At 41.4% G+C, this 2,499-nt stretch carries 2 protein-coding genes and 1 pseudogene; all 3 read left to right on the top strand.

Annotation, left to right across the window (positions count from 1 at the left end; genetic code table 11):
• Positions 1-115 precede the first annotated feature (115 nt).
• A complete protein-coding gene (locus tag ACE01T_RS17490; protein ID WP_180058283.1) occupies positions 116-1,174 on the top strand; it encodes an ArsO family NAD(P)H-dependent flavin-containing monooxygenase in 1,059 nt (352 codons plus the stop codon).
• Between the two features lie 179 nt (positions 1,175-1,353).
• Positions 1,354-1,563 carry a hypothetical protein gene (locus tag ACE01T_RS17485; RefSeq protein ID WP_010116191.1) on the top strand — a complete coding sequence of 70 codons (210 nt, stop codon included), beginning with the start codon at positions 1,354-1,356 and terminating at the stop codon, positions 1,561-1,563.
• Between the two features lie 247 nt (positions 1,564-1,810).
• Positions 1,811-2,395 (top strand): annotated as a pseudogene (locus ACE01T_RS17480) (SulP family inorganic anion transporter); the annotation flags it as partial.
• Positions 2,396-2,499 lie beyond the last annotated feature (104 nt).

Genomic DNA, 2,499 nt, shown 5'->3' with positions numbered 1-2,499 from the left:
GGTGAATATCATGGCTGCTGTAGTGGCTTATTGTTTGAACCCCAATAAGCCAACTTTCCAAAATATGCTAAAAGGTTAAGTGGATTTCATCGAACTCAGGTTATGGGAAAGAAAAATGTCAATAACAACAGAAACAGACGTGATCATCATTGGTGGGGGGCAAGCAGCATTAGCTACATCTTACTTTTTAAAGCGCAATGGTCTGTCTTTTATCATTTTAGATGAACAGCCGCAGGCAGGCGGTGCCTGGCTACATGCTTGGGATTCTTTGCGACTGTTTTCACCGAATAGCTGGAGTTCCTTACCAGGCTGGATGATGCCAGGGACAGAACAAACTTATCCGACTCGTCATGAAGTGATTGAATACATACAGCAATATGAGCAACGTTATCATTTTCCGGTTGTCCGTCCTGTGCACGTTGATCGTGTTGAGGCTGAGGAAGACATATTAAACGTCTATGCAGGTGAACAGTCATGGAAAGCAAAAGCTGTAGTGAGTGCAACCGGTACTTGGAGTCATCCTTATATCCCATCTTATTCAGGTCAGGAGAATTTTAAAGGACTACAATTACATTCCGCGCATTACCAAAATGCAGAAACCTTCAAAGATAAGAACGTCATGATTGTGGGTGGCGGAAATTCTGGCGCACAAATTCTAGCTGAAGTTTCTCAAGTGGCCAATACACTTTGGATCACCCCGATCCCTCCTCAATTTCTAGCTGATGATGTTGATGGACGTATCTTGTTTTTACGTGCTACGGAGCGTTTAAAGGCACAACTCGAAGGTCGTACTGTAGATCAGCCGATTGGTGGCCTGGGCGATATTGTCATGATTGATTCGGTCAAAGATGCACGTGCACGTGGCGTGCTGCATAGTGAGCGACCATTTACAGCATTCACGCAAGATGGCGTGATTTGGGAGGATGGATCTTTTCAACAGATCGATGCCGTGATTTGGTGTACTGGGTTTAAAGCGGCTCTAGATCATTTAAAACCACTTGAGATCGTAGAGGAAAACAATACGGTACTGGTTACAGGGACAAGGTCAGTCAAACAACCTAACCTGTGGTTAGTGGGATATGGTGAATGGACTGGACCTGGTTCAGCAACTTTAGTGGGCGTTTCAAGGACAGCAAAAGCAACAGCTGAAGAAATTACTAAATTTTTAGCTTAAATTTTATGGGGTAGTTATTTATGAGCCTATAAAAATTAGTAGATCATTTATACTCCCCATTTAGAAAAACTTGCAGACCCTTTTAAAATTTGTAATCCTTGTTACTAAGGGTGTCTAGCTAGGCTAAGACAGGTGTTTGTTGTAGTCGGGCCGCTACAATACTGATAAAGAGTGCCTGTATGTTTAATTTCAAGATTTTTAATAAAGTCTCTGCAGAAGTATTGACCATCAAAAATGACCTTCAGCTTAATGCTGAGCTGCAATTAATTAATAAATATAAAACGGCCACTTCTGAAGATTATAAACAGGCTATTGTTTTGATCTTTAAAGAACGTGGCTATACACGTTTGGAAATAGGTCAATTACTTGGGGAGCTAAAAGCTTCATAAAATACCGATTAAACAAAGCTTGGTATAACATCCAGGCTTTATAAAAAAGTACCTAGCTGTTACCCTTGTCCTGATTTTTTACTCTAAAAAGTTCCTCCATCTTATGACGCTTACGCCACCTTAAGTTTATTTACCCTCTTAAATCTGTAAATAACTCATCACTGTCTAGTGATGTGGTGTAGTCGCTTGTGTGTTGTATATATCACATCACTGGCCTATCTGAAAAATTAAAAAACAGGCTATGTTTATGTTATCTAATGTCCGAGAACAGTGGTTCTCTAACATCCGTGGGGATGTACTTGCCGGATTAGTCGTCGGTCTTGCACTCATCCCTGAAGCCATCGCATTTTCAATTATTGCAGGTGTAGATCCTAAAGTCGGTCTATACGCATCCTTCTGTATTGCTGTCGTGATTTCTTTCGTAGGTGGTCGTCCAGCAATGATTTCAGCTGCTACAGGGGCTATGGCACTGCTTATGGTCACATTGGTCAAAGAGCATGGGCTTGAATATCTGCTGGCAGCAACAATTCTGACAGGCATGATTCAGATATTGGCAGGCTATTTAAAGCTCGCCAAGTTAATGCGGTTCGTATCTAAATCTGTAGTTATTGGATTCGTAAATGCGTTAGCGATCTTAATTTTCATGGCTCAGTTACCAGAACTGATTAATGTGACCTGGCATGTATATGCTCTGGTTGCTTTAGGTCTGGCGATTATTTATCTCTTTCCTTTGGTTCCCAAATTAGGAAAATTACTCCCCTCTCCACTTGTCTGCATCATTGCGATCACATTACTGGCAATCGCTTTAGGAATTGATGTACGGACTGTGGGTGGCACTGTTGCAAATAGGCTGACATGATAAGCTAAATATCTTATTTATTTCGAGATACAGCAGATGAATCCCTTCCACGGTCGGCACTTTCAAGGTGAAATCAT

Origin of the sequence: Acinetobacter uliginosus (genome assembly GCF_044130295.1) — a bacterium.
Classification (GTDB): Bacteria; Pseudomonadota; Gammaproteobacteria; order Pseudomonadales; family Moraxellaceae; genus Acinetobacter.
The sequence above is the reverse complement of the archived record's forward strand: the minus strand, read 5'-3'. Positions and strand labels throughout refer to the sequence as shown.